Consider the following 20,858-nt stretch of genomic DNA (forward strand, 5'->3'; position numbering starts at 1 on the left):
GGTTGTAATTCTAATACATGCTCTTTTAGCTTCTAAAAGATGCCTAATTGGCTTTCAATAGATGCCCTTTTGACCTCTAACTAACGCCCTTTTGAAGCCTTACTAAGCACCTATTAAAATGCAAGTTTATAACTATCTGTATTTCTGTAAGTTACAAACGCATAAGAAAGAAGTGTTTTTTGATTAAAAAACATTCCCTACTTTGATGTTTTTGTAAAGTCTTTTTGTTTGCTTACAATCGTTTAAAAGTACTTTTCTAACGCTTAACTGCTTTCTGCCAAAAGATAATATTCAATGTGTTTGATATTAAAGAATATATGTACTTACCATTAACACTACATGTGTTAGGCATCAACACCATATGTGTCTGGCATAAACACGTAAGTAAGAATTGATGTTAGAGCATATTATAGTACCATCTTAAGGAATAATAAGACCTAATTAAAACTATTCAGCCCTGCTAATCTGATTAGCAGGGCTGAATAGTTGAAAATCAAAAAGATTAGAATGGCAAACCAATCGCTAAGTGGAAGGCTTGTGCATCCTTAAATTTTGATATGTTATAGAAACCAGTCTTGCCAGTTTCATAAGGTACGTGTAAACCAAGTCCCCAATCAAGACGAATCATGAAATAGCCAATATCATAGCGCAAACCAACTCCCGTACCGAGTGCCATTTCATTTAATATATTCTTAAACTTGAAATGTCCTTCTGGTCGACCATCATCATAGTGCATTGTCCATACATTACCAGCATCGAGGAAAACGGCACCATAGAGGGAGCCCATAAGGTGAGGACGATACTCAAGGTTGAACTGTATTTTGATATCACCTGTCTGTTCTACGTATGAGCGTCGACGTTGTGTTGAGCGATAGCGTCCTGGACCAATCTGGCGGGCATTAAACGCACGGATGCTATTGGCTCCACCTACATAAAACTGTTCTGTATAAGGTGCAAATCTACTGTTACCATACGCCCACAACGTTCCTAAATTGACGTGGGCTGCAATACCACTCTTCTCTCCAAGACTCCATACTTTTGTAAGATTAGCATCAATCTTCACAAATTGTGCAAATGGATTCTTAAATAGTTTCTTGTCTTTTTCGCTCCAACGTCTACCAAAGGCAGCGTAACCTGCAGACAAGATGTTTGAAGCTTCACTAACTGTTGTCCATATTTTAATCGGACTCTTATAACGAGCTGGGCTCATAAACGTATGTTGGAACATCATCTTTGGAATGAACTGGTCTGCCAATGATACCTCAAGATAAGGAACACTGTCTATCAATTCAAGATAACGGTCAGTCACGTTATGCATATACTCATAAGTCAGTGTCAAAGGAGAGAACGAATAGCTATTACGCTCGTTTGGCTGCCACTGGTATGTTAATTCGCCTGACACAACATGACGTTTGAAATACTTAGAACGGTTCAACACATCAACAGAAGCTTTAAGGGTCGTTGATGGTGTTGTATAATAGATGCGTGGTCCCTTAGGGATATATACAAGTCCCTTTTCTGCAGCTTCTGCAGTCTTCCTTTCTTCACGTTCCCAACGTTTTCGTGGTGGTGTAACGAATGGATTGACAAGGCGAGGAAACTGTAAACTGGCTTCAGCACCATACTCATAATTATTCAGTCCAAGGCGATCACGGCCGTCATCATCACTACTTGCCGACCATTCATAAGAACCATGTATGCGTAAATTAAGTTTCTCACCACCACGGAATGCATTACGTTTTGTCAGACCAATAATAGCCTCTGGACCATATCTGCCACTTGTTTTCCCCTTTCCATAAGCCTCAATATAGAAGTCATAAGGCTTATCAAAGATGCAATTAATGGTCATGTCTAAGATATTACATGAATCAGTGCTATCACGTGGAGTGAAAGTAAAGTTCGTAGCAGAGAATAGTCCGCTACCATTCAGATATTGCTGGCTTTTTTCAAATAGTTCGTTATTATACACAGTACCCGGCCATATCTTTAAATCATTAGCTATGGCGCGTAGACGGAGTGGCATGTGCGAACCGTTGTAATTCACAATGACATCACGGAAACGCTTGTGCTGAGTAAGAGAATCTATGAACTGACGCTGTAGGTTGATGTTAATGGTTCCTATTGTCCATTTTCTCAATGCTTTATCACTTACTGAATCCGCCATCTGCAGACGAATAGAAGCTAAGCCATAAGCCTTCGTTGTGTCAGCAAGATAACTCGCATCGTTATTCTGATAATAATAATAACCATTATTACGGAACAAATCTGTTATTCGCTTGCGTTCTTGTTCAAGTGTTGCTACATCAAAAGCATCTCCCTTGCGGATAATTGCTTTATCAAGATTGGTTCTTATCAAACTATCTGCTGAAGGTGGAAAATTGGTGTATTGTACGCTATCGAGCAACCACAGACGTCCCATATCAACAGCATACTGTAGTCGCATCTTCTTTGGATTACTCTGTGCAAGCTTTTCATAGCTTATCTTTCCTTTGAAATAACCACGCTTACGTAAGAGATTTTCACCAACCGTTACACGCAAATCAGGTGTTGTTGAACTCATTAATACAGGTGAAGAGCCAAATGCACGTACTAACCAACGACTGAGTCCAGTTGTATCTTGTGAGAAAGCATTCCATATCCATAACCCGATAGGGAAAGGAGAACGCACACTGGGGCTACCCAACCAAGCGGCATTAGGCTTAGTTGCTAACACAAGATCCAACTCTTCTTTCACATCATTGAAGTGTTGATTTTCTTTGTAATTACTGTATTTTGTCGGCTCCATACCTGTATATAGATGTTCGCCATCAGGGATTGCTGAAGTCGTACTACAGGCAGCAAGTATGAATAAGAATGCCATAAAAGCAAATAGTTCTATGACTCCTTTTCCACCTGTTGTTCTTATATATTTATTTCTTTTTCTCATTTACAAAGTTTATTAATGTATCTCGTTTAGGCTTCTCAGTCTGTGGTGCTACCATAGGATTATCTTCTTTAGAGCGGAAGATATCCTTGAAATGACGTAACTTACGACGCCACATGAAGCCAGCACCAAACTCACTCAAGTTACCTTCTAACCAATCGTATGCTTCACGCTCATAGTAGAGTTTCAAATACTTTGTTTCTTTTTGGTTTAGACGATATTCAAGCGAGAAGTTATCGAAGTAAGCGCCATTATCTTCAGAGAACTGTGAACCTGTTGAAACTCGTCCACCCATAATGATACGTAGGCGATTATTCCACAGACGTTTTGAGAACTTGAAGGTATAGTCGGTGTGTAAGTTACCATTCACATCGGCAGCACTTTCCATGTTGGCAGTCAAGTCGAGTCCCATAGAGTTAAGGGCTTTACCCGTAATAGAGTTGACTTGTGTCTGTAGGAAGCCCGCTAATGCACCACTCATGGCAGTATTAGCACTTGCTGAGTTATCACCATCGAAGTACATACCTGATGCTAACATTGTAACGGCAAGCTTTGAGCGTTCCTCAACACTCTTCGTATTAAGGATATTCTGCATCTCTTGGTCGTCTGGAGCAGTTATAATAAATTCCACACCAGGTTTAGGGAACTGCTTGGTAAGGCTTACACCACACTCAAAATCTACAATCCTACCTTCACCCGAACCATTCGAAACACTTGTTCTGACTTCTTCCGTTGCGGTAATTTTCAGTGTTGGTTTCATCGGATCACCCGTAAATTCAAGATAACTTCCGTCTTTAATGTTAAAAGTACGAAGTGGAATAACTGGCAGAGAGTATTTCATCTTACCATCACTCAACGTATATCTACCTCGAACCTGCACACCATTGGTTGGGTCATAATTAAGAAGTAGATTGCCACCACCTACAAAATCGACATAATTAGACTGATCTGCATTCAACGCACATAATACATGTGCCTGCTCATCAATATCTACATTAAGCCCCATTGTAAAGCCTGTAATATCTGGACGTTTGACAACATTAACCGTAGAATCATTGAAGTTGATGAACTGAACGAGGTCTTTCAAATCGTCATCAGTAGATAATGTACCATCGCGTACTACGTATGTGACATCTGTACTACCTAAGACATCAAGATTTCCAACTAACTGTAAGTTGTTTAAAAGGCCGTTTATTCGTCCTGTAAAGTCAACGAAAGCCTTTCCATAAACTTCTGAACGAGGATTCTTCTTTGCATTAATGATTTGGAAGTTCTTAGCCCTCAGTTGTGCATCAAGCTGCATCTTATTAAGATTAGAGAAGTCTAAGTAGCCCGATATGTCGAGTGGTAAACCATTACTTGCAAAGAGTTCGAAGTTCTCAAACTGAATATGGCTATTGTGTATTTGAACAGGATCATCCGCAAAGCGCATCCTTATGCCGTAAGGTGCACTCACCAAATAAGTTGAATCAAGATAAATCTCACCATTGAAGTCCAAGTTCTTAAGTGGACCCTTTACCGTTAGGGTTCCTTCTCCTACTCCATCGAGTCCTACAATTTGGTCAGGAACGAAGCCATTGACGTAATTCAGTGGGAAACGGTTCATCTCTAAGGTTGCATCAAGTTCTCCAGCCCCTTCATTATTATAGGTACCCGAAAGTGAACCGACTTCCTTTCCGTTTTGTGTTATTATACCATCAACATAGTGAGTACCATCTCCCTTAGGCATATAAACAAACTGTGTGCCCACATCTCCCATAGGACTATTCTCATAAACAAGCTTCTTAATAGTCATATCGCTTGATATCGTGAGTTCCTTTTCAGTCTGAACAAGGTGATAGTCACCATCCAACATACCCGACAACTTCGGTGCAAATGGTAAGATTTCAAACAAACTGCCTAACTCAAAGTGGTTCATTGAGAGTGTAACATTTTGTAATGAAGTAGGATCATTATCTTCTGTTGATACGAGCATACCAGTTCCGTCAGCTGCTTCCAGACGAAGATTGGCAGATAGACGACGGTCACGTCCAATGTAGATATAGTTGGAATCATTGACCGCAAATGACTTATAACCTAAGATAGATTGAGGAGAAGTAATTGAAAGTTCTATTCCCCTACCCTTCATAGCAGCCTTCATCGCTAAGTCGAAACCAGTCTTACCCTTATTATCAAGGATGGTTGCATGTGTCTTCAAACCATGTTCGTAGAGCGCACCCTGCAATGATCCATGATAAGGATATGTATTATTAGGGTTATTTATTACAGATAGCGTATAGTTCAACTGTCCATCAATACTGTTAAGGTCAGCCCTAATACTGTCGAGAAGAATATCATTATATACCAAAGAATCAATGCTAATTCTTCCATCGAGTCCCTTTGTTGGTGATGATGTCAGGTTAATATCTGCCTGACTAAAGGCATATCCATCTCGTGCTAACAAGTTAGAGAATAAGTTATCACGTCCACTGCGGAGCGTAAAGTGTCCTGTTGGTAACTGACGGAGTATAGCAGACTGATCTATACGACGATTAGTCAATTGCTCACGTACAGTCTTATAGATTCGCTTTCCACTTTCTGCCAATTGGTTGACACTACTATTAAAAGCTGTACTGAGATGGAAGTCTCCACCATTCAGAACTGCATGCACTGTATCACGACGACTCATAAGGTCGACATTCACATCACCTGGAGTATAGGTACGGTCTTTTTCGGTAACACGAAGATTGCCAATCAAACCACGAACATTCAAATTATCTTTGCCAGACATTGCAAATGAGGTGTTAGCAGAGAAACTACTTGTCATCGCTTTGTCTACAATTCCTAATTGGTAAAGGTCTACACGTGGGAAAACACCATTTATTGAACCTTCAATTTGATCACCACGCATGGTTGCATCAAGATTGAAATTACCTTCAGCTAATGGTAAACGCTCTCCCTTACGTTGTTCGCTTAGTAATAAATTACCCACATTTCCACTTACAGCATAGTACTTCTTCATATCTGAATGAAGCGTAATGTCTGTATTAGCAGATGTTATATAATGCTTATCTATAAATCCAAAAGCCTGCAAATCAGCTTCTGATAGATTTCCTTTTATGTGAGTGTCAAGGCTACCAGGGCGTACATCAGCTCGCACATCAAAGTTTCCAGCTGCTAAAAGTCTGCTTTTCTTTCGTCCTTCTTGCAGAAGGCGGAACGAACGAAGTGGACCACTGACATGATGAATGTTCTTCATATCAGAGTGTACATCAACATCAGCCCATGTAGAAACTACATATCTTTGATTCATTACGCCCATGGCGTGCAAGTCAACACGACGTAACCAACCACGTAGATGACCATCCACAAGTTTTGTATTAACTCTGCCTTTATAAGTGAAGTCGCCACTTATCATTCGGTTCGTACTCTTTACATGAGCCGAAAGTTGCTCTCCATGTTTTGAAATGTCTCCATTCAAGCCATCCAATACGTAGTTACCATATTTGAAACTACGAATACGAAGGCTGAGATTGGTTGATGATTTTGGATTTAAGAAGTCTGTGCCTCGTCCTTGCGTCTTTATTGTTCCAGAGAAAGCTGATAAACCCATATGGGGTAAGAAACGATGAACAGGGAATGAAGTCGCATCTGCTGTAATACGATATAGTTCTGTTGCTGTATTATAAGCACCATTCAATCGAATACGTCCGCCACCTTGTGTCAACTGTATGTTACCTGTGTACAGTGTTTTACGCACATGAATATCACCATTTATACCTACTCCATGTGGGAATGCTATTGTCTTCCTGACATCACGTGGCAATAGTTTAGAAACAAAACCAAGATTACTTGCTGTTCCTTTGAGTTTTAAGTCACTGCGAAGATGACCAACTCCAGACATCATATCAGCTATCCATCCTGTTCCTGTAAGGTCAAAATAGCCTGGCATAGTTAAGCGAAGCTGTTTAAAAGCTGCTGAACGAAGATTTCCATCCAGTTGACCTTTTATGATGATATTTTGATTAGGAATTGCCTGATAAATATTCTTTGGTATGGAGGTTAGGAATGGATGCAAATCTTCCAGACGTAGAAAACCATCTAACTGAGTGGATATCTGCCCAGGATTCTTATCAGCAAAGGCATTCATGTCCATCATAAACCGTCCAGAAAGCTCAGTGTTAGGTAGTCGGAAATACAAATCACGTAGATTGATACTTGTAGAATCCATAGAAAATGGTCCACGGAAATCCTTTACTATCAGTCCACTTTTTTCCTTCATATTGGCTGTACGAACACGTAATCGAATCTTTGGAGCAGCATATAGGAAGGAATCTATACCTAAATTAACATCTTGCATGGCTATATGTGCTGCATCAAAACCTGTCTTTGCATGGCGTACATAGTTTTGATTATAACTAAAATCACCGCCTTGCCAATCTACGTTTGCAACCTTGTATATGTTGTCATGTAATAGAAGTTCAGCTCCGTTAGCTACTGCTTTCTTAAAGTTAGCACGAACGCTCATTGTATCTCCAGGCATGTGAAGACGAAAATCCGTTTTTGTAAGATTAATTTTATCTATATTGATACGCCAAAGTGGTTTCTGTTTGTTTGGATCTTCGGGTACAGTATCTCCCAAAGCAATATCTACCCATCCCCCTTCTATATCTGCTTTGTTAACACGAACAGAATCACCAACAAGGTTAACTGCATGGCTAACAATATGCAAGCGTTGCAAATCACCACGAATACGTAGGTCACCAATAAAGTTGACGGTATTTGCTTTGAGTTTTGTAAATGTTAATTCGTTTACTTCTACCCTACTTTTAAGCAATGGTAATAGGTCTACATTAGCCACCAAGCGATGTACATCTGCCACCGTATCTTTCTTATTAGGGATAGAATCATTCGGGCGAAGCATCTTTAGACCATCTAACTGAAAATCTAAAGGAAAAGATAGATTGACCCTATCGATGCTTACCTCCATTCCAGTCTTGTCTGAAACATAGGCCGCCACATGCTTTACAGCCCAATTTTGAACGGGTGGACAATATAGTAAAGCTACGAGGATAAGAAACAGAATGACAGGTGTTGCTACAATTGCAACCAGCCATTTCAAGCTCCTATTCATATTTAAAATGTTAGTCATTAACAACTTTCTCGAGAAAATATCCTTAATAAGTAGGATTAATACGTTAGTAAACTCATATAATTACCTGCAAAGTAACACAAAAAAAATGGAATAGAAGAGTTTAAAAAGGTAAAAAAGCAAAAAGAGTAAAGAGATAAAATAGGATTTATTTATAAAGTACCTAAATGATTGTTGCATTGCTTTATTCGAAGAGTTGATAATAACTAATACACTAAAACATAGTTATGGCATACTTTTAATCTACTAATTTTTCTTTTTGCTCCATAAAAACAATTCTTCTAAACCCTTCAAAAAATTGCCGATGTGACTATGAAAAAACATTACATAATTTTGTATAAGCAACTTAAAGTAAAGACAAAAAAGATATTTAAAAGGTGGTCTTGTAACTAACAAGTTTTCAAGTAGTTATAAGGATGAATTTTAAAAGGTGCTTAATTAGCCTTCAAAAGGGCGTTAGTAAGACCCCAATAGGGCATCTATTACAAGCCAATTAGGCATCTTTTAGAAGCTAAAAGGACATGTTTTGATTTTAATGAGTGCAAAATAGTTTACAATAACAAGTTAATAAAATACTTTTTATTCGATTATTTTTATTAGCTCAATTACTCTAATATGTCCAATTAGCCTAATATGCCTAATTAGCCAAATAATCTCCAAAAACTTATTCAAATGATAGTTTCTTCAGTCGGGTACGTAGTTCTTCTGCTTGCCCTTTTCTAATAGAGAGAACAACTTCGCAAGTATTGTCAAATACTTGATTAATAATGCGAGGATTCATTTCCTTAATGATTCGCATAACATCATTCATCATCGGATAAGTAAATGTATATTTCACTTCCTCTTCAATGAATTTTTCTTCTATCTCGCTATTTGATAATGCATCTGCTGCAGCCTCACGGTAGGCAACAATCAAACCACCAGTACCGAGGTTTATACCTCCATAATACCGAATAACACAAATGAGTGTATTTGTTAATCCATAACTGTCAATCTGTCCAAGAATAGGTTTACCTGCTGTTGAAGACGGTTCACCATCATCATTTGCTCGGAATTCTGTACCATCAAAACCTACTCTATAAGCATAGCAGCAATGGCGAGCATCATAATACTTCTTTCGATATTCTTTTACTATCTCTAACGCCTCTTCGACAGAATCAACATGATGCGCAAAAGCGAGGAACTTACTCCGCTTTTCAGAGTAATATCCCTCGCTAATCGCTTTCTCTTTTATTGTCTTATATTTATCACTATCCATTCATTAAATGTTAATCTTGTATCAATCCAGCTTATGGATGACAAGACCAGAACGAAGTTTTGGTTCAAACCATGTAGCCTTAGGTGGCATAATCTTTCCACTATCAGCAATATCCATAATCTGCTGCATTGATACAGGATAGAGTGCCAATGCCCAACGCATTTCACCACTATCAACACGACGCTTCAGTTCTCCAAGACCACGCAGACCACCAACGAAATCAATACGTTTGTCTGAACGGAGGTCTTTAATGCCCATTAGTTCGTCCAAAATTAATCGACTTGAGATGTCAACATCAAGAACACCAATAGGATCGTTATCATCGTATGTACCAGGTTTAGCAACCAAGCTATACCAGTTTCCGTCAAGGTACATAGAGAATTCATGCAACTTTGTTGGGCGATATTCATCTTGTCCTTTCAGCTCAACTGTAAAGTTCTTCTCCAAAGCTTTTAAGAACTCAGCAACTTCCATGCCATTTAAATCCTTGATAACACGATTATAGTCAAGAATCGTTAATTGACTTGCCTGGAAGCATACTGCCATAAAGTAGTTATACTCCTCGTCACCCTTATGATTTTCGTTGTTCTTAGCCTTCTCTGCACCTACTAAAGCAGCTGCAGCAGAACGATGGTGTCCATCTGCAATATAAAGACTTGGCATCTTCTTAAACTCTTCAGTTATAGTCTTGATGTCAGCTTCATCTGTAATAACCCAGAACTGATGTCTGAAACCATCATCAGGTGCAACAAAATCATATTCAGGTTTTGTTGCAGCATATCGAGCCAACAAAGTATCAAGTACCTGATTATCAGGATAAGCAAAGAACACTGGTTCAACATTAGCATTACAAATGCGAACATGTTTCATACGGTCTTCTTCCTTATCTCTACGCGTTAACTCATGCTTCTTAATATTACCTGTCAGATAATCATCAACATATGCTCCAACAACAAGACCATATTGAGTCTTGCCATTCATAGTTTGTGCATAGATATAGTAATGCTCCTTATTGTCTTGGACTAACCAACCTTCATCTTGGAACTTCTGGAATTGTTCAACAGCACTATTATAAGCTCTTGGATCATATTCACTTGTGCCAACTTCAAAGTTGATTTCTGGTTTGATGATATGATATAAACTCTTCTCGTTGTCACCAGCTTCTGCACGAGCTTCTTCAGAATCCAAAACATCGTATGGACGACTTGCAACAGACTCAACCAAGTCCTTTGGAGGGCGGATACCTTTAAAAGGTTTTATTACTGCCATAGTGTTAGTTTTTTAATAAAAATAAAAGGATTGAAAGTCACAACCTCACTTAGTAGATTAAGACAATCAACCCTTATGTATTAGAAAGTTATTTATTTACTTGGAATTTAGTATCACCTGTAGCAAAGAAAGCATTAATCTGCTTTGCTGCAGCAATACCTGCATTATTATTAGCTTCAGCTGTCTGTGCACCCATCTTCTTAGGAGTAGAGAAATAACGTCCTTCAAATTTCTTGAATTCAGCATCAGCATCAGGCATAATATCAGTCACAAACTTCAAGTCTTCACGCTCAGCCATCAACTTCAGAAGTTCCTCCTCATTGATAACTTCCTTGCGGGCAGTATTAACGAGAATACCCTTCTTTGGGAGAAGATTGACTAAACGATAATCAATACTCTTAACAGTTTGTGGAGTTGCAGGGATATGAAGTGACAGAACGTCGCAAGTCTGGAACAATTCATCTTGTGTCTTACAAGCATGAACACCAGCAGCTTCAATAGCCTCTGCTGGGCAGAATGCATCGTATGCGTACACTTCCATACCAAAGCCTTTGGCGATACGAGCTACATTACGACCAACATTACCGAAAGCAAGAATACCAATTTTCTTGCCCATCAATTCGGTGCCAGCCTTGCCATTATAGAAACTACGTACAGCATATACCAACAAACCAAATACAAGTTCAGCAACAGCATTAGAGTTCTGTCCAGGAGTATTTTCTACAACAACATTCTTCTCCTTTGCATAGGCTGTATCAATAGAGTCATAACCAGCACCTGCACGAACAACTATCTTCAACTGTTTAGCTGCGTCAAGTACTTCTGGTGTAACTTTATCAGAGCGTACAATCATTGCATCAGCTTCTTTTACTGCTTCAAGCAATTCAGCTTTCTCTGTATATTTTTCAAGCAGAACAACCTCATGTCCTGCATTCTTAAGTTCTGTTGTAATACCTTGCACTGCAGATGGTGCAAATGGTTTTTCAGTTGCAATTAAAACTTTCATAGCCTTAATGTTTGGGTTAGATATAGTAAAGTTATCGTTTAGACTCAGCAGGTGGCATGTACACCACTGCTAAGTCTAATCTTTATATATTTAGTGTTTAGCTTCAAATTCCTTCATTGTTTCAACAAGAGCCTTGCAGCCTTCAACTGTCATTGCGTTGTAGCAGCTTGCACGGAAACCACCAACATCGCGGTGTCCCTTGATACCAACCATTCCTCTTTCAGTAGCGAACTTAAAGAATTCATCTTGCAATTCTGCATACTCATCGTTGAGAACGAAGCAGATGTTCATGTAAGAGCGATCTTCCTCACACTTAACTGTACCACGGAACAACTTATTGCGATCGATTTCACCATAAACAATATCAGCACGCTCCTTAGCAAGTTTCTCCATTGCTTCTACACCACCATTTGCTTTAATCCAACGAAGGTTCTCTAAAGCTGTATAGATAGGCACTACAGGAGGAGTATTGAACATAGACCCCTTCTTGATATGTGTACGATAATCCAACATTGTTGGGATTTCGCGCTGTACACGGCCAAGAACTTCATCCTTAATAATGATGAATGTCACACCTGCCATAGAAAGATTCTTCTGTGCACCACCATAGATACAGTCGTACTTAGATACATCAACTGGACGGCTAAAGATATCTGAAGACATATCACCAATCAAACGAACTGGTACATCTAAATCTTTGTGATATTCAGTACCATAAATTGTGTTATTGGTAGTGATGTGCAAATAATCCAAGTCTGTAGGAACATCGAAGTTCTTTGGAAGATATGTATAGTTTTCATCTGCAGATGAAGCAACTTCAACAACATCTCCAAACAACTTAGCTTCCTTCATGGCCTTCTTTGCCCAAACACCAGTATTCAAATAACCAGCCTTCTTTACCAAGAAGTTGAAAGGAATCATGCAGAACTCAAGTGATGCACCACCACCCAAGAAAAGCACTGAATAGCCCTCTGGAACATTTAACACTTCCTTTACTAAAGCCATAGCTTCGTCCATTACTGGCTGGAAATCCTTTGAACGATGGCTGATTTCTGCAATTGAGAGACCAATTCCATTAAAATCTAAAATGGCATTTGCTGTCTTTTCGATTACTTCACGTGGAAGGATACATGGACCTGCACCAAAATTGTACTTTTTCATCTCGATTGTTTAGTTTAAGTTTGACTTATGTTTTGTAGTTATTATCAGTATTAAATATTGTAATAGGTTTTTATGGTCTACGATGCGAAGATACACTTTTATTTTTATACTTCCAAATAAAACATCATTTTTTTTATTTGCAAGATAGTATGTGTTTTATACACGTGGAGAGGGATGTTAAAGAAAAAGGTGACACATTGTATAATGTGTTACCTTACCTCTTCCACAACGGTACGAATACCCTTTATTTTTTCACCTTTAGTCAATGAAATTATTTCTTTAATCTTTGTGCGTGAAACTGCTACATAAGTAAAACGATCTTTCACATCAATCTTTCCAATCTCAGAAGACTTTAATCCACCTTTCTTACAAAGAAAGCCAACAATATCTATTTTTGAGATTTTATCTTTCTTTCCTTTACCTATATATATTGTTGCCATACGAGGCTGAGCTGGTTTTGGTAAAGTCTCTGGTATCTTATATTCTTCATGCTCATTGGAAACATACTCTGGCAAATGTTCTTCTGGACCAAGAATGAAGAAGGTTCTTCCTTCTTTGTCCCAACGTGCTGTACGCCCTACTCTATGCACATAGCTATCTTCAGTTTCTGGGAAATGATAATGAATAATATTGTCAACATCTGGTATATCCAATCCACGTGAAGCTAAGTCGGTACTAACAAGTATTGGTGCAGACCCATTTGAGAAACGATACAGAGATGCTTCACGTTCACGCTGGTCTAAGCCACCATGGAACCAACTGATTGTAAAACCATTCTCTTTTAAGAATAAGGCTGTACGTTCAACAGAGTCACGATAATTCAAGAATACAATACTACTTTTGTCACCTAAAGAAAGGAGAAGTTTCTTCAATACCTCAAGTTTATCCTTTTCGGGACTTGTAACTGTGTAAAGACGAATACGATCAGGAATATTCTCATCTTCTGTACGATAATCCAAATGAACGGTCCTACCCATTGATACAAAGTTAGGAATTGTTTCAGACTCTGTTGCTGAAAGTAGGATTCGTCTTTCTATATTTGGTAACTTACAGAGAATACTCATCATTTCGTCTTGAAAACCAAATTCAAGACACTTGTCAAACTCATCAATGACAAGCCACTTTATCGTTTCTGCATTAATATTAGCCTTATCAAGATGATCGTTTAAACGTCCTGGAGTTGCAAAGACTATCTGAGGTTTTACATCTCTCAATACACGATGCTCTTCCATTGTTGGACGTCCACCATATAAAGGCATAGAACGTAAGCCACTACCCATATCCTTAAGAACATTAGCTGACTGCAATGCCAATTCACGTCCAGGTACCAACACTACAGCCTGCAGTGCATCTGACGAAGCATCTAAGCGCTGAATTAATGGTAGGAGGTAAGCATAAGTCTTACCTGAACCTGTCGGTGACATCACTACAACATCTTTACCCGTATGCAATACTGCATCAGCCGTAGCCTCCTGCATTGCATTGAGCGTGATACCAAGTTTATTAAGAATATTATTATTCATCTTTATCTTTCCTTTCTCAACTTATCAATTTCATCGAATTCCTTACCCATATTCAAATTAAGGTAAATAGTATACAAAGGTGCTAACCATTTACTCTTAGCGGTAGGAGCAAGCTCTCTGTATTTCTCCATGTAGGGTTTAGAACGCTGATATAATGTTATAATCTTTTCCTTGTTGGCACGATACTTCTGCCTATCTTTATTTAATTCTATCGCTTGATTAAAATAGGCAAGTCCTATATTATAATAAGCATCAGCATAAGTGTCTTTATCTTTTATCAGCTGCTTACAAATCTCAATACATTCATTGTATCTACCAAGGTTCAGCAATGCTGTACTTTTAGCAAAACGAAACAAAAGACTTGTGGAATCAGCTTTCAAAGCACGCTCCGTGATTTCTAATGCTTTTTGATGTTCTCCAATCTTAGCATAATATTCAACTAATCGTGGGAAGAAGAAGGCAAAATTAGGATATTGTTCGAAACCTGCTTGTAGAGACTTTACATACATGGCAGTATCCTTTTTTATCAAATATGCTTCAGCCTCATACTGCCTAACAAAGTTTAGCATAGAGGTATCACGCTCTGCCTGCTCTTTAAACTGCATAATCTTATCAGCATCACTAAGCTTATAACCACAGAACATAGCCCAATAAGCAGCATGTGGAATAAGAGCATCTTTCTGCATATAGTCATAACCTTCAAACAGAGGATAATTTGCTGACAGCAAGTAATCGCTATAATAATCAAAGGCCGTATTATAATCTTTCTTATGGATAAAATATGAACCTCCATTGAAGAGATTCGGACGAATAGAGTTTAGGAATTCTGCATGCTTAGCTCTATATTTAGCACGTACCCTTCCTTTAGCATCTGGTTGAGCATCAAGAGAATCAAAGCGTGACATTACATCATACAACTTCCTTGTTACAGTAAACAGGGCTGCCGTGTCATACTTTTGTTTCAAATATAATTTTTCATTTCCCTGCTCATATTGTTTTGTTAATGCATCACAGAGAAGGAGCCATATTTTACTATTCTTCTTAGAAGCCGAATCAACCAATAATCCACGAAGTGTGTTTTCTGCTTTTGTGAGTTCTTTTCCCGACTTTATTTGGTCACGTACTGCCTGTAATTGTTTCTTCTGTGCCATACCTGTAAGGGAAAAGAGCAAGCAGATATATATCAAAAATAACTTTATAAATTTCACTTTTTAAAATTTGTTACAAGAGGTTCAAGTTCTTCAGCCTTTATTTTATCATTCAATATTGTATAATCTAAATAGAGAGGACCTACCCAATCTACTCTATTCCTACGAGGGTCTTTTGCTCTCACACGTTCAAGATAAGTACGTGCTTCTGCAAAATATTTCATATACTCATTATCTGATACGTCTTCCTTTTTCTTTCTTCGTTCAGCAACAGCCTCACGTTCAGCCAATCCAACAGTATTCAGACATACACCAATATTATAGGCTACAGGAATGCTACTTGGGTCTATTTCATCAGCTTGCTTGTAAGCATCTATAGCTTCTTCCCAACGTTCAGCATGCATGGCAATTTCACCTTTAAGAATCCATGGCACTGCTGAATTTGTATTCTCTTCAAGGATTCTATCAATAAAGTCTTCAATATTAAACTTACGTGTAGGATTCTGATAGAACTTCATAATCCATGAGAAATAAGTCTCATTAGTAGGGTCAGTACGATAAAGTCGTTGTATTACAGAAAGATAACGCAAAGAGTCTTCCTCTGTCACCATCTTACTGTGCATACACTGAGCTTTAATTTCTGCTGCTGCCTGTGCCGTTTCATCGTATTGCATAGCAATATCAGCATATTCATCAGCTTTCTCTAAGTTGTGAGCTTTTAAATAATAATAAGCAATGTAATAAGCAGCAACACCTGACTCATCGATATTATCCTTTACCAATGGAGATTTACGAGCTTTTAGATATAATTGTAAGGCATCAAGTCCTTCATTTCTCGTATAACTTCCTTTGGTAAAATACTTACCAGCATCTATCAACATTGGATGCAGAACTGCAAGACGATTCTTGTTCTCCTCCTCAAATCTTGGGTTAACTTTCCCCTTTCGATTAGGCATTCTGTCAAATTCATCACTTTTCAATGAATATTCCACACCATCAACAACAGCATTGAAAATGGCTACAGAATCCCTATTCGAAAGTTTCTCTACACGGGTGAAAGCTTCTTTTGCAAGGCGATTAAAAGACTCTGCCTGCTGATATGCTTCTTGTGCCTCTGCGATATTCCAACTTGTAAAAATAGAAATAATCAGTATTAGTACTCTTTTCATCGGCTATATTTTAGTAACACAAAATCCCCTCTTATATGATTTAACCTAATAATTCATATAAGAGGGGAATATTAAAAACTATTTACTGCTGAACGCCAGCAATAGCTGCAGCTTCCAATGTCTCAGGAGCTTGTGCACCCTTTACGAAATAGTAGCAACCGTAAAGTGGATACGCCCATGAGCTCTTATGCTCTTTCATAACATCGAGATTCTTAGCTGTCTCGAGGTATGAAATTGCCTTATTGTAAACATCGTTGAACTGAGCACGTGCAGCTGGTGACAATACACCCTTCACAGCTGCTACACGGTCCTGTGCCTTGTAGAACCAGCACTGACCAATAGATGCATTGATAGCAATCTTTGCATTATCATCCTTTGCCAATGCCAATGCCTTAGAAAGGTAGTCAGCAGCCTTCTCGTATTCCTTCTTCTGGCTTGCGAACTGACCAAGCATTACCAACGCACCGTAGCTGTTAGGGTTCTTTGCAAGGGCAGCGTTTACGATTTCCTCTGCCTTGTTCTGCATACCAAGTGAGCTATAGATAGATGTCAAAGTTGTCAATACGGCATCATTATCAGGATCTTGAGCATAGATACCAGCGAGCTTATCTGCATAAGCTACAGAGTCTTGGCGACTATTAAGCTGTGCACCCATAATAGCCAACTGCAACTGCTTTGCATCCTTACCACGGTCCTTACTCTTTACAGCGTATTCAGCATATTTCTCAGCCTTTTTGTAGTCCTTATTCTGATAAGCATAATAAGTTGCGAAGTAAGCAATCTCATTCAAGTTTTCATCCTTAGACTTATCAAACTTTGAGAACATTGGCTCATCAGCAGAGTCTACGTAACGAGCAAGATACTTATAAGCATTTGCATCATCCTTAGCACCCTGATAGAAGATACCACCATTAATAAGCTGACCACGGAGTGGATAGAGCTCATCAGCAATACCTGTATACTTAGGCTTAACCTTACCCTTTGCGTTAGGCATATTGTCATACTTAACAATCTCCTCAGCAGCATCGAAAGCCTGACCTACAGCCTCGTAGAGACCTTTCTCATCAACAGCTTTGTTACCTTCCTTACCCATTTGCTGGTTAGTCTGGTTCTCAAGCTGAACACCCTGCTCTGCACTTACCTTTTTCATAGCAAGTTGATAGAGCTTGTCATAAGCCTTTGCCTTCTCAGCATTGTCTGTAAGCTGGCCGAGGTTAGCCTTAATGAGCTCAGCAGCCTCTGCGTAGCTCTGTGCCTTAAGGATTGCCTTCAGTGGCTCGCTGTCACCAGCGAATGCAGCAGATGTACTGAGTAACATCAATGCTGCGAACATTAACTTCTTCATATTAGTGATCTTTATTAAAAGGTTTATAATTCTATGTTAATTCAGAATTCTATGTTAATTCTTAATTCAGAATTCAAAATTCATAATTATGATTACCGTTGTTTCTATGAGATTTGAAACAAGCAACTCGTCAACTTGTTCACTCGTCCACTCGTTAACTCGTTTACTCGAAATCAACAGGTGTCACCTCTGTATTATCTACTGATGATGCCTCTCCCTTAATATCCTCATCAGTGTTTGGGAGGTCTTCACGACTATCATCCTCAACCTGTGATTCCATCTCAGAGCTCATCACCTTACATACAGATGCGATGACATCATTCTTCTTAGCGAGGTTTATTAGGCGCACACCTTGTGTTGCTCGACCCATTACACGGCATTCGGCAACTGACATACGGATAACAATACCGCTCTTGTTGATAATCATCAAGTCGTTATCATCCGTAACGTTCTTGATAGCAACAAGTTTACCAGTCTTATCCGTGATATTCAGCGTCTTAACACCCTTACCGCCACGATTAGTTAATCGATAGTCCTCTACCTGTGAGCGCTTTCCATAACCCTCCTCAGATACTACCATAACCGTCTCGTTAACAGGGTCATTAACAACAATCATACCAACAACTTCGTCCTGACCATCTTCGTCCAAACGCATACCACGTACACCTGTAGACACACGCCCCATAGTACGGATATTTGACTCATCGAAGCGACAAGCACGACCATTGCGGTCAGCGATGATAAGTTCGTTATGGCCGTTTGTCAGACGAACGTCTACAACCTCATCTCCCTCATTGATGTTAATAGCAATCACACCATTGGTACGAGGACGTGAGTAAGCACGGAGTGAAGTCTTCTTAACGATACCCTGCTTTGTTGCAAATACTACATAGTGAGAATCGAGGAAGTCGTCATCATCCAAGCCCTGAATACGCAAGAATGCGTTAACAGAATCACCCGGCTCAAGTGAAAGCATATTCTGAATAGCACGGCCCTTTGAGTTCTTATCGCCCTCAGGGATATCATAACACTTCATCCAGTAGCAGCGTCCCTTACGAGTAAAGAACAGCATTGTCTGGTGCATTGTTGCTGGATAGATATATTCGGTGAAGTCCTTCTCACGTGTACGAGCACCCTTAGAACCTACTCCACCACGAGCCTGCTCCTTAAAGTCTGCAAGCGGAGTGCGCTTAATATAACCAAGGTGACTAATAGTAATAACAACAGGGTCATTAGGATAGAAGTCCTCAGCATTAAACTCATGCTCATCAGGGATAATCTCTGTACGACGAACATCGCCATACTTCTCCTTAACCTCCTGCAACTCTTCTTTCATCACTTCCTTACAACGCTCAGGGTTATTAAGAATTTCCTGCAAGTCCTTGATGGTTTGCATCAATTCCTCAAACTCCTGATGCAACTGGTCAAGACGCAGACCCGTAAGCTGTGACAAACGCATATCAACGATAGCTCTTGATTGAAGCTCATCGAATTCAAAACGCTTCTCAAGGTTTCTTTGGGCATCTGAAGGTGTCTTGCTGGCACGAATAATACGTACAACCTCATCAATATTGTCGCAAGCCTTAATCAGTGCCTCTAAGATATGTGCACGTTCCTGTGCTTTCTTCAAGTCAAATTGTGCACGGCGGATAGTGACATCGTGACGATGCTCAACGAAGTATTTAATGCACTCACGAAGGCTCAACAGACGTGGACGACCCGCTACCAATGCGATACAGTTTACAGAGAAAGAACTCTGCAATGCTGTCATCTTGAAAAGCTTATTCAGAATGACGTTTGCATTGGCATCACGCTTCACATCAACAACGATACGCATACCCTGACGGCCTGTTTCGTCATTGACATTAGAGATACCCTCCAACTTTCCTTCCTTCACGAGGTCAGCAATATATTCAATAAGTTGCTGCTTATTAACTCCGTAAGGAATCTCTGTCACAACAATCTTATCGTGGTTCTCATCGCTCTCAATCTCAGCCTTAGCACGCATTACGACACGGCCACGACCAGTCTCATAGGCATCTTTAACACCTTGAAGACCATAAATATATGCACCTGTTGGGAAGTCTGGAGCTGGGATAAATTCCATTAATCCATCAGTAGAAATCTCTGGATTGTCAATATAAGCACAACATCCATCAATAACTTCGCCAAGATTATGTGTAGGGATATTCGTTGCCATACCCACAGCGATACCATTACCACCATTTACAAGCAGGTTAGGAATCTTTGTAGGCATTACAGCTGGTTCGCGCAACGTATCGTCGAAGTTGTTGACCATGTCAACCGTATCCTTCTCGATATCGTCCATAACGTGCTCACCCATCTTTGAGAGGCGGCACTCCGTATAACGCATCGCAGCAGCAGAGTCACCATCGACAGAACCAAAGTTACCCTGTCCATCAACCAACTTGTAGCGCATATTCCAGTCCTGTCCCATACGCACAAGCGCACCGTAAACAGAAGAGTCACCATGTGGGTGATACTTACCAAGTACCTCACCGACAACGCGGGCACACTTCTTGTAAGGCTGGTTGCTAAAGTTACCGATACCACGCATACCGAAGAGGATACGGCGGTGAACAGGCTTAAAACCGTCACGAACATCAGGGAGGGCACGTGCCACAATCACCGACATTGAGTAGTCGATGTAGGAGCTTTTCATCTCCTCCTCGATGTTGATCTTCATAATTCTGTCCTGATCAATTGTCTGATTTTCGTCCATTATATATTTTTTCTGTTATAAATTTCTATCACTTTAACGAGCTCATCCCCATAAGGCTAAAATTGCCCACAATAGCCTTTATTTCCTTTCTGAGCCGTTTTCGTACTTTTTCAAGGTGTAAAGATACGAATATTTTTTGATACCACAAAGGGCTTATAACGAAAAAATGTTATCAAGACCTA

General features: G+C 39.5%; 11 protein-coding genes. All 11 read right to left on the bottom strand.

Translation table 11 applies throughout. The features are described from left to right. Nucleotides 1–502: 502 nt before the first annotated feature. The 11 genes from tamL to gyrA all read right to left on the bottom strand — a co-directional run bounded on the left by tamL (nt 503) and on the right by gyrA (nt 20,676). Nucleotides 503–2,926: a translocation and assembly module lipoprotein TamL gene (gene tamL, locus HMPREF0659_RS09115; protein WP_013265741.1), complete on the bottom strand. Its 2,424-nt coding sequence runs from the start codon at nt 2,924–2,926 to the stop codon at nt 503–505. Next, the gene (locus HMPREF0659_RS09120) at nt 2,910–8,036 is read right to left on the bottom strand and encodes a translocation/assembly module TamB domain-containing protein (protein WP_013265162.1); all 5,127 of its coding nucleotides are present in this window, start codon (nt 8,034–8,036) and stop codon (nt 2,910–2,912) included. Before HMPREF0659_RS09120 ends, tamL begins: the two co-directional genes overlap by 17 nt. Before the next feature lie 682 nt (nt 8,037–8,718). Then, nucleotides 8,719–9,312 (bottom strand): IMPACT family protein, encoded by a 594-nt coding sequence (locus HMPREF0659_RS09125; protein WP_013265280.1) that lies wholly within the window; start codon nt 9,310–9,312, stop codon nt 8,719–8,721. 21 nt (nt 9,313–9,333) lie between these two features. Beyond that, a complete protein-coding gene (locus tag HMPREF0659_RS09130; RefSeq protein WP_013265482.1) occupies nt 9,334–10,581 on the bottom strand; it encodes a DUF1015 domain-containing protein in 1,248 nt (415 codons plus the stop codon). 88 nt (nt 10,582–10,669) lie between these two features. Next, nucleotides 10,670–11,587 carry an NAD(P)-dependent oxidoreductase gene (locus HMPREF0659_RS09135; protein ID WP_013265059.1) on the bottom strand — a complete coding sequence of 306 codons (918 nt, stop codon included), beginning with the start codon at nt 11,585–11,587 and terminating at the stop codon, nt 10,670–10,672. Between the two features lie 90 nt (nt 11,588–11,677). Further along, a complete protein-coding gene (serC, locus tag HMPREF0659_RS09140) occupies nt 11,678–12,748 on the bottom strand; it encodes a 3-phosphoserine/phosphohydroxythreonine transaminase (protein ID WP_013265365.1) in 1,071 nt (356 codons plus the stop codon). Nucleotides 12,749–12,957: 209 nt separating this feature from the next. Continuing rightward, entirely contained in the window at nt 12,958–14,271 is a 1,314-nt protein-coding gene (locus tag HMPREF0659_RS09145; protein ID WP_013265704.1) for a DEAD/DEAH box helicase, read from the bottom strand. A gap of 2 nt (nt 14,272–14,273) precedes the next feature. Further along, nucleotides 14,274–15,422 carry a tetratricopeptide repeat protein gene (locus HMPREF0659_RS09150; RefSeq protein ID WP_226893200.1) on the bottom strand — a complete coding sequence of 383 codons (1,149 nt, stop codon included), beginning with the start codon at nt 15,420–15,422 and terminating at the stop codon, nt 14,274–14,276. A 53-nt stretch (nt 15,423–15,475) separates the two neighbouring features. After that, entirely contained in the window at nt 15,476–16,588 is a 1,113-nt protein-coding gene (locus tag HMPREF0659_RS09155) for a tetratricopeptide repeat protein (protein WP_013265360.1), read from the bottom strand. A gap of 82 nt (nt 16,589–16,670) precedes the next feature. Beyond that, nucleotides 16,671–17,933, bottom strand: coding sequence for a tetratricopeptide repeat protein (locus HMPREF0659_RS09160; protein WP_013265160.1), 1,263 nt, complete (start codon nt 17,931–17,933; stop codon nt 16,671–16,673). A 163-nt stretch (nt 17,934–18,096) separates the two neighbouring features. Further along, nucleotides 18,097–20,676 carry a DNA gyrase subunit A gene (gene gyrA / locus HMPREF0659_RS09165; RefSeq protein ID WP_013265051.1) on the bottom strand — a complete coding sequence of 860 codons (2,580 nt, stop codon included), beginning with the start codon at nt 20,674–20,676 and terminating at the stop codon, nt 18,097–18,099. Nucleotides 20,677–20,858 lie beyond the last annotated feature (182 nt).

It is taken from the genome of Prevotella melaninogenica ATCC 25845 (assembly GCF_000144405.1).
Classification (GTDB): domain Bacteria; phylum Bacteroidota; class Bacteroidia; order Bacteroidales; family Bacteroidaceae; genus Prevotella; species Prevotella melaninogenica.

Coding starts and splice junctions, on each gene's coding strand:
- tamL (WP_013265741.1), bottom strand. CDS start 2,926: ATGAGAAAAAGAAATAAATATATAAGAACAACAGGTGGAAAAGGAGTC.
- HMPREF0659_RS09120 (WP_013265162.1), bottom strand. CDS start 8,036: ATGAATAGGAGCTTGAAATGGCTGGTTGCAATTGTAGCAACACCTGTC.
- HMPREF0659_RS09125 (WP_013265280.1), bottom strand. CDS start 9,312: ATGGATAGTGATAAATATAAGACAATAAAAGAGAAAGCGATTAGCGAG.
- HMPREF0659_RS09130 (WP_013265482.1), bottom strand. CDS start 10,581: ATGGCAGTAATAAAACCTTTTAAAGGTATCCGCCCTCCAAAGGACTTG.
- HMPREF0659_RS09135 (WP_013265059.1), bottom strand. CDS start 11,587: ATGAAAGTTTTAATTGCAACTGAAAAACCATTTGCACCATCTGCAGTG.
- serC (WP_013265365.1), bottom strand. CDS start 12,748: ATGAAAAAGTACAATTTTGGTGCAGGTCCATGTATCCTTCCACGTGAA.
- HMPREF0659_RS09145 (WP_013265704.1), bottom strand. CDS start 14,271: ATGAATAATAATATTCTTAATAAACTTGGTATCACGCTCAATGCAATG.
- HMPREF0659_RS09150 (WP_226893200.1), bottom strand. CDS start 15,422: ATGGCACAGAAGAAACAATTACAGGCAGTACGTGACCAAATAAAGTCG.
- HMPREF0659_RS09155 (WP_013265360.1), bottom strand. CDS start 16,588: ATGAAAAGAGTACTAATACTGATTATTTCTATTTTTACAAGTTGGAAT.
- HMPREF0659_RS09160 (WP_013265160.1), bottom strand. CDS start 17,933: ATGAAGAAGTTAATGTTCGCAGCATTGATGTTACTCAGTACATCTGCT.
- gyrA (WP_013265051.1), bottom strand. CDS start 20,676: ATGGACGAAAATCAGACAATTGATCAGGACAGAATTATGAAGATCAAC.